The organism is Agathobaculum sp., from assembly GCF_034098985.1.
Taxonomy (GTDB): Bacteria; Bacillota; Clostridia; order Oscillospirales; family Butyricicoccaceae; genus Agathobaculum.
This window is the reverse complement of sequence record NZ_JAXEOA010000018.1, coordinates 1-6999: the sequence shown is the minus strand read 5'-3', so window position 1 is coordinate 6999 and position 6999 is coordinate 1. Positions and strand designations below refer to the sequence as shown.

The 6999-nt window shown below is 59.1% G+C and carries 6 protein-coding genes and 1 CRISPR repeat array; of the genes, 1 reads left to right on the top strand and 5 read right to left on the bottom strand.

The features are described from left to right. Positions 1-49 precede the first annotated feature (49 nt). Positions 50-409: a CRISPR direct-repeat array (repeat unit 32 nt; unit sequence GTCGCTCCCTTCGCGGGAGCGTGGATTGAAAT). 322 nt (positions 410-731) lie between these two features. The 5 genes from SO058_RS06095 to SO058_RS06075 form a co-directional block, all read right to left on the bottom strand. Next, positions 732-2036: a hypothetical protein gene (locus tag SO058_RS06095; protein ID WP_320842101.1), complete on the bottom strand. Its 1305-nt coding sequence runs from the start codon at positions 2034-2036 to the stop codon at positions 732-734. Between the two features lie 145 nt (positions 2037-2181). Continuing rightward, positions 2182-3237, bottom strand: coding sequence for a DUF4179 domain-containing protein (locus tag SO058_RS06090; protein ID WP_320842100.1), 1056 nt, complete (start codon positions 3235-3237; stop codon positions 2182-2184). Beyond that, positions 3221-3712, bottom strand: a complete 492-nt coding sequence (locus SO058_RS06085; RefSeq protein ID WP_320842099.1) for an RNA polymerase sigma factor — start codon at positions 3710-3712, stop codon at positions 3221-3223. The genes SO058_RS06090 and SO058_RS06085 overlap by 17 nt, the downstream gene beginning before the upstream one ends. 113 nt (positions 3713-3825) lie before the next feature. Next, a complete protein-coding gene (locus SO058_RS06080) occupies positions 3826-5154 on the bottom strand; it encodes a permease prefix domain 1-containing protein (protein WP_320842098.1) in 1329 nt (442 codons plus the stop codon). After that, positions 5141-5488 carry a PadR family transcriptional regulator gene (locus SO058_RS06075; RefSeq protein WP_320842097.1) on the bottom strand — a complete coding sequence of 116 codons (348 nt, stop codon included), beginning with the start codon at positions 5486-5488 and terminating at the stop codon, positions 5141-5143. Before SO058_RS06075 ends, SO058_RS06080 begins: the two co-directional genes overlap by 14 nt. A 134-nt stretch (positions 5489-5622) precedes the next feature. On the opposite strand from SO058_RS06075, the gene SO058_RS06070 reads away from it, so the two are divergent. After that, positions 5623-6987 (top strand): MATE family efflux transporter, encoded by a 1365-nt coding sequence (locus SO058_RS06070; RefSeq protein ID WP_320842096.1) that lies wholly within the window; start codon positions 5623-5625, stop codon positions 6985-6987. Positions 6988-6999: the final 12 nt, after the last annotated feature.

Genomic DNA, 6999 nt, shown 5'->3' with positions numbered 1-6999 from the left:
AGCGTGGATTGAAATTCTCGGCAGATCAAGCACGGCGGCAAGCTTACCCGTCGCTCCCTTCGCGGGAGCGTGGATTGAAATTTTCGACCCCATTCAAATCGGGGTAGGTAATAGTGTCGCTCCCTTCGCGGGAGCGTGGATTGAAATCTCTATCGGATTAGCGGGACAGCCGAGGATATACGTCGCTCCCTTCGCGGGAGCGTGGATTGAAATGTCGCGCCGTCTAATACATGCGTCTATGTAGGTGTCGCTCCCTTCGCGGGCGCGTGGATTGAAATATCCGAGATAAACGAGGCTTTGATATCCTCCCTGGTCGCTCCCTTCGCGGGAGCGTGGATTGAAATCCCAAGGGCTGGGATCCCACGCCGGGCAAGGCGGTCGCTCCCTTCGCGGGACCGTGGATTGAAATGTCATCGAAGACGGTAAGGGATACTACGGGTCTTGTCGCTCCCTTCGTGGGAACGGCGACGACCCATGCACAACGTGCTCTCTCTGCGGAGCCGGATTGACTCACACAATCACATCCTTACCGCTGCTTTTAAACGGCAGAAAGCAGCCTCTGCCAGTTTGCCCGGCAGCGCAACGACTTCTTTTTTCTCAACCGGCGACAAAGCACAGCTTGCTGGTGTCCGCTTATATATGAGTCAAAATTCACATCTTCTGGCGCGCCAAAACGTCTTATAGACAATTGAGCTAAAACGAAAAAAAACGCCCCGAAGGGCGTTTTTTCTTTACGGAGTATAGGGCATTCCGTCATACCGCGTGACGGCGAACGGATATGAGCGCATTTTCGTATGCACACCGATCTCGTGAAGGCCGCGCGCAAGTTCGCTGACCACGTCCAAATCGTGGTCGCGCTGCGCGACGGACAGCTTCATTTGCCCGTTATACGAGCTGACCAGCAGCGCGAACGGCTGCGTAGCGGTCGGCAGCACTGCGCCGTAGTCGAGCACGTATGGCAGGCAGCTTTCGGGCAGCTTGAACTCGCCCACGTTGGTAATTAGGAAGCTGTCCTCAAGCACAAAATCACGGCACAGCTTCTGCCCCGCCGCGCATTTCTCCACAAGCGGCATATCAGCCTCGTGCAACGCGCGGCAGCGGTCGGACGCGGCCTTGGCGCGGAACATGAGCTGCTCCGGCTCCATCTGGGTCTTGAGGAACGCCCTTGTGCGGCGGAACACCTCATCGAGCGGCAGGCCGCGGTATTCGGGCAGATAGGGCAGATCGATAAAGCAGATGAAATATCGCGTAGTCGCGGTCGGCAGCAGCGGGCGCAGGTCGACCGGGATCTGCGCGATCACCGGTTCGTCCCCGCCGCCGAATTTCCGGTCGAACGCGCGCATAAACAGCGGCGCGACGATGGAAAGCGGGCTCACACCGATCTTCTTGGCATAAGTATGCAGTGCGGCAAACGGGAATGTGACCTCGCTGACGATCTCCGGCCCGTCGCCCAATCCGGTCAGCTCCCAAGCATGCGCAGCTTTTGGCTTTTTCCAGATGCCCTCGGAGGAATACTCACGGTCAGCAAGCTGGCGATAGCCGTCCGCGCTCTCTTCGGGCGAATAGCGCGTGTCCATGCCGCGCACCGTGCCGTCGTTCGCGACCGGCTTGCCGTCTAGCCGCAGGTATTCAAACAGTACGGTCTTGATGAACTCCTCAAAGCCCCGGCCGTCTGACACGGAATGCTGGTATTCCAGCGTGATCGTATCGTCCTGATAGCCGACCAGAAACAGATAGCCGCCCGTATCGGCCGAACCGATGGTATAGCGGGTGCGCGCCCCGTCGAACGGAAGCACTTTGGGCGGACGCACATTATGCACATAGCGAAATGAGGTTTCGGTAGGCTCAATAGCCAGCATCATGTGCGGGAAGCGTAAAAGCGCCTGGCCAACCGCTTGCTCAAGCAGCGCAGGCTTCACTTTTTCACTCATGCGGATGGTATGGCGCGGCACACAGGCCACCGTTTCGTGCGTGTTATATAAAAATATTTTTGCGTAGCTGTCTGTACGCAAAAGCGGCTGTTCCCGGTAATCCATTAAGCATCGACCTTTCGCATTTGCAATTCATGGAAATTCTGTTATTGCTATTGTATCACCGCAAAAATAGTTTGTAAATCAAATCATGTCGGATACCCAACAGAAAAGGCGTATCTGTACAGATACGCCTTTTGCAATGCCAATATTAAAGCGGGATATCCACGCCGCCAACGGTGAGCGATGCGACTTCGTCCATCGACAAGATCTCGTCAAACAGGCCGCCCTTCTGGCACTCAGTTTTCCCGTTCTTCGGCCGGATGCCGCCGCCCGACTGCGACATGTCGATCACCGTGCCGTCCGTCTTGGTCAGCAAGATCTGGAGATCCTCGAAATAGCGGCGCGACTGCGCGGCGTCGCGCGGATCCTCGCGGCCAGAGGGTGCATTCGACCACTCAATCTCGCTGCCGACCGTGTAATTCACCTGCAGCCCGATCGGAGAGAGCGTAATTTCGTTGATGACCACGTCCATACCGTTGAGCGCAAGCGTCTGTCCGGCGGCCAGATCAAGCGAAGCATCCTCAAACGCGAAATCAAATTTAAGCTTCCATGTACCCTCGACCAGCAGGTAATCGTCGTCTCCGTCGTTAAAGCGCAGGTTTTCCATCTTGGCCTTGGCCGTGGTTTCTTTCAGCGGCGCGTCCGCCGTCCGCATTTCTACGAATTGGATCGCGTTATCGCCAGGGGTCTCATCGATAAAGTACGAGCCGCCGTGCATACCGCCCAAGTGACCGATTGATGTGTCCGACTCCTCGAAATACAGCGGCAGATAGCCGAACTCATTTCCTTCGAGGTCGAACGCCGTGCCATCGTCGCGGGTGATGGTATAGACGACCGCATAGCTGTATTTATCGCCGATGATCGCATCCGCCGTCACGGTCACGCCGTTATCGGTCGCGCTCGCGCCGATGGGACGGCCGATCTTATCGACAATCTCGGTATGCGCCGTGCCGAATACGCCCGCGAACGATTCGCTCGCCAGCTTGTTATAGACGACCGTCGCGCCCGCGCCGATCGAAAGCACAAGCGCCGCCGCGATGCCAGCCACCGCAAGGCGCGGCAGCGGACGGCGGGCGCGCCGTTTCACCGGCTGCCCCGCAGCGTCGAGCAGGTTCTGCACCATACCGGCCTTTGCCTCGGCAGAAAACCGCAGCCCGCTCAGCGCTTCGTTATACTCTTTGTTATCATTATACTCTTTGTTCATAATAGTCGCCTCCCAATTCGCCCCGCAGCTTTTGCCGGCCGCGGCTCAGGTGTGCTATGACCGCGGCCTCGCTGCGCCCCAAAAGTGCGGCGGTCTCGCGGACGGAATAGCCCTCATAGTAATATAGGTAGACTGCCTCACGGTATTTTTCCGGCAGCGCCATCACCGCATCGAGCACCGCGCTGTCCGGCGCCTCGGGCGCGGCGGATGCATAAGCCGCTTCGATCGGCGCTGTACGCCTGCGGAACGCGCGAAGCTCATCCTTACACGCATTGGCGGTCGCACGGATGACCCATGCTTTCTCATGCGCCAAGCTATCAAACGTTTGATTACTTGTCAGCAGCTTCAAAAACACGTTTTGGCAAATGTCCTGCGCGTCGTGCGTCGATTTGAGGTAGGTGTAGGAAAGTCGTAGGATCAGGTCGGAATAGGTATCCACCAGCCGTTCCGCCTCGGCTCTGTCCAGTTGTTTCATTGGTTCATCTCCTTTGGAGAAGCGCTTCTTCACCTACAATACGAATGGGGGAGCGATTATCTTGCATCAAAACGAAAAAAAGGACGATCTTTTTTGATCGTCCTTTTATTATATCACGAAACGCGCTGTATGAGCGGGTTTTCACCCGTTTGCAGCTTGCCCGTCCGGTGGGCGGACAGCAAAACGCCGAGCAGCAGCATGGTCTGGCACAGGTATGTACCGCCGAAAGACAGCAGCGGCAGTCCGTAAGCGGCAACTGCCATAAAGCCCAGATTCTGTATCACGTAGGCTGTGGTCTGCCCCGCGAGCGTCAGCACGACCGCGAAGCTGACATACCGGGCGAGCAGTCCGCTTTGCCGGTGTGCCAGCGTCAGCCCGCGCACGAGCAGCACGAGCAGCGCGCCCAAAACCAATGCGAACGCGAGCCAGCCCCAACGGTATTTCACGGCGGTCAGGAAAAAGTCGTTCGCGCCCTCCATATCGATCAGACGCAGCGCGTCTTGCCGACTCTCCGCAGGGAACACGCCGCCGAACAGCGCCTCCCAGACGACCGAACCCTGATATCCACTCATCTCCCGGTCTAGCGTGGGATTGAAAAGCACCGCGAGACGGTTTCGCAAATGCGGCAGCCGCCATATGAGCATAGCCGCACCCGCTGCCAGCGCCATGAGCGGGGCGCACGCCAAACAAAGCTGTCCTTTGCGCTTGCCTCCGAACATCCCGCGCCAGACCGCGCCCGCAAGCAGTGCACAGCAGACAACGGTCATCACGATCATCGCCCCCGTCGCTGGAGCGGTCAGGCAGAAGAACCACAGGGGCAGCAGGGCGGCGAGACACAGCTGAACGCCGGACGTGCCTTTGCCCCGGTTTGCATACAGCACGCCTGCAAACAGCAGAGGGAAGAACCACACCCATTGCCGCAGATAAAAATTGGCGCCGCTGATGATCTGCCGAAACGGTGTTTCCAGCACCATCAGCGCCCCAACCGCGCACCACAGCCCATACAGCAGACGAATATGTTTTCCTAAAACCGTATAGTCCACGAAATACGCGGCAAGCAGACAGCAAACGCCAATCACATAGATCCCGGCCATGGAAAGTGGAGAGGAGGAGATTCCCATATACGCCACCCAAGGCTGCCGCAGATGATATTGCAGCACCATGCCGACCGCCGCCAGCGCGAGCACAAGCCCCAGCATAAACCAGTCCGGCGCGGGACGCCAAGCGCGGTCAAGCCGCGTTCCTGTTTCAACCGGGTCACCCATTTCGCGCACCGTCCGCTCCGCGGCCTCGACCTCGTCCAGTCCCTCTTCGAGAAATGCTCCGTATTGGTCTTCAAGATGTGCGCGCAGCTCCTGCTCCGCGCAGGGACGCGCCCGCTTCCAGCGCATCTGTCCGGTCGCGGCGGACAGCCAACCTTGCAAAGCGTCAGGCAAACGCATGCGACGCGCCCCCTTTCAGCACACGGTCGACCGCGCCCGAAAACGCCTCCCACTCGACGGTCTTCTCCGCAAGGCGCGCGCGGCCGCCCTCGGTCAGATGGTAATATTTGCGCATGCGCGCGCCGCCCGCCGCCTGCTCATAGGACTGCACCAGCCCCTGCGTTTCCAGCGTGTGCAGCAGCGGATACAGCGTGCCCGCGCTCATGGAAAACGTGTCGTCCGACCGCTCGCGCAGACGCTCGATCATTTGATAGCCGTATAGGTCGTCCTCCGTGAGCAGATGCAGCACGAGCAGCGCCGTACTGCCCGCCATAAGGCTTTTGTCGATTTTCATTTGCTGTCCTCCTATATATCGATATCCGATATATCTATCATATATCGATCCTCGATATATGTCAAGCCTGCTTGCAAAAAAGCAAAAATTGATTTATCCTATTAGAAAGATAACGCATTCACAGGAGGCGCGCTATGCCGGCAAACGAAAGCGCAAAAGCGCAAAAATTCCGCGAAATGACCGAGGCTCCGCTCGAACCACTCATCTGCCGCATGGCGGTGCCGACCATTATCAGTATGCTCATCACCTCATTTTACAATATGGCGGACACGTTTTTCGTCGGCAAAATCGGCACGAGCGCAACCGGCGCGGTCGGCGTCGTGTTCCCGCTGATGGCGATTATCCAGGCGGTCGGCTTCTTTTTCGGCCAAGGCTCGGGCAACTATATTTCACGCCAGCTCGGCGCGCAGCACGAGGAGGAGGCCGAACGCATGGCGTCGACCGGGTTTTTCTCCTCGCTCGTGGCCGGCCTGCTCATTTTGGCGCTCGGCCTGTTATTTCAGAACCCCTTGTGCCATTTGCTTGGCGCGACCAGTACGATCTTCCCGTTTGCCCGCTCGTATCTGCGCTATATCCTGATCGGCGCGCCCTACATGACCGCCGCGCTCGTGCTCAACAACCAGCTCCGCCTGCAGGGCAACGCGACCTATGCGATGGTCGGCCTGGTGGCGGGCGGCGTGCTCAATATCGCGCTTGACCCGCTGTTCATCTTCGTGTTCGGCCTTGGCATCGCGGGCGCGGCCATTGCAACCATTCTGAGCCAGCTCGTCAGCTTTGTGCTGCTGCTCTGGGGCGTGCGGCAGTCGGGCGGCATCCCCATTCGTCTGCGCCTGTTTTCCCCAAGCCGCGCGCGATTTCTCGCCATCGTGGGCGGCGGCGTGCCCAGCCTGTGCCGGCAGGGGCTTGCCAGCGTCGCCATCACCTGCCTCAACACCGCGGCCAGACCGTTTGGCGACGCGGCCATCGCCGCGATGAGCGTGGTCACGCGCGTCAGCCAGTTTGCCTCTTCGGCGCTCATCGGCTTTGGGCAGGGTTACCAGCCCGTGTGCGGCTTTAACTACGGCGCAAAACGCTACGACCGCGTCACGCGCGGGTTCTGGTTCTGCATTAAGGTATCGTCCGGCGTGCTGGTCGCGCTGGCGGTGCTGGGGGCGGTCTTCGCGCCGCAGCTCGTCGCCCTGTTCCGCGCGGACGACCCCGAAGTCATCCGAATCGGCGCGCGCACGCTCCGGCTGCAATGCCTGTCGTTCCCGCTGCTCGGTTGGGTCATCTTGTGCAACATGCTGCTGCAAAACATCGCGATGACCGTGCGCGCCAGCATCGTCGCCGCCGCGCGGCAGGGGCTGTTTTTCATCCCGCTTGCGCTCATCTTGCCGTACTTCGCCGGGCTATTCGGCGTGCAGCTCTGCCAGCCGCTATCCGACCTGTGCTCGTTCGTGCTGTCCGCCGCGCTGACGATTCCCGTGCTGCGGGAATTATCCCGCGCGGGCGGGCAATAAAAAAGAGCTGTT

What these genes read in the sequence shown, in the direction of transcription:
- SO058_RS06080 (WP_320842098.1), bottom strand. Translation starts at nt 5,154, where the DNA reads ATGCGTTTGCCTGACGCTTTGCAAGGTTGGCTGTCCGCCGCGACCGGA.
- SO058_RS06095 (WP_320842101.1), bottom strand. Translation starts at nt 2,036, where the DNA reads ATGGATTACCGGGAACAGCCGCTTTTGCGTACAGACAGCTACGCAAAA.
- SO058_RS06070 (WP_320842096.1), top strand. Translation starts at nt 5,623, where the DNA reads ATGCCGGCAAACGAAAGCGCAAAAGCGCAAAAATTCCGCGAAATGACC.
- SO058_RS06090 (WP_320842100.1), bottom strand. Translation starts at nt 3,237, where the DNA reads ATGAACAAAGAGTATAATGATAACAAAGAGTATAACGAAGCGCTGAGC.
- SO058_RS06085 (WP_320842099.1), bottom strand. Translation starts at nt 3,712, where the DNA reads ATGAAACAACTGGACAGAGCCGAGGCGGAACGGCTGGTGGATACCTAT.
- SO058_RS06075 (WP_320842097.1), bottom strand. Translation starts at nt 5,488, where the DNA reads ATGAAAATCGACAAAAGCCTTATGGCGGGCAGTACGGCGCTGCTCGTG.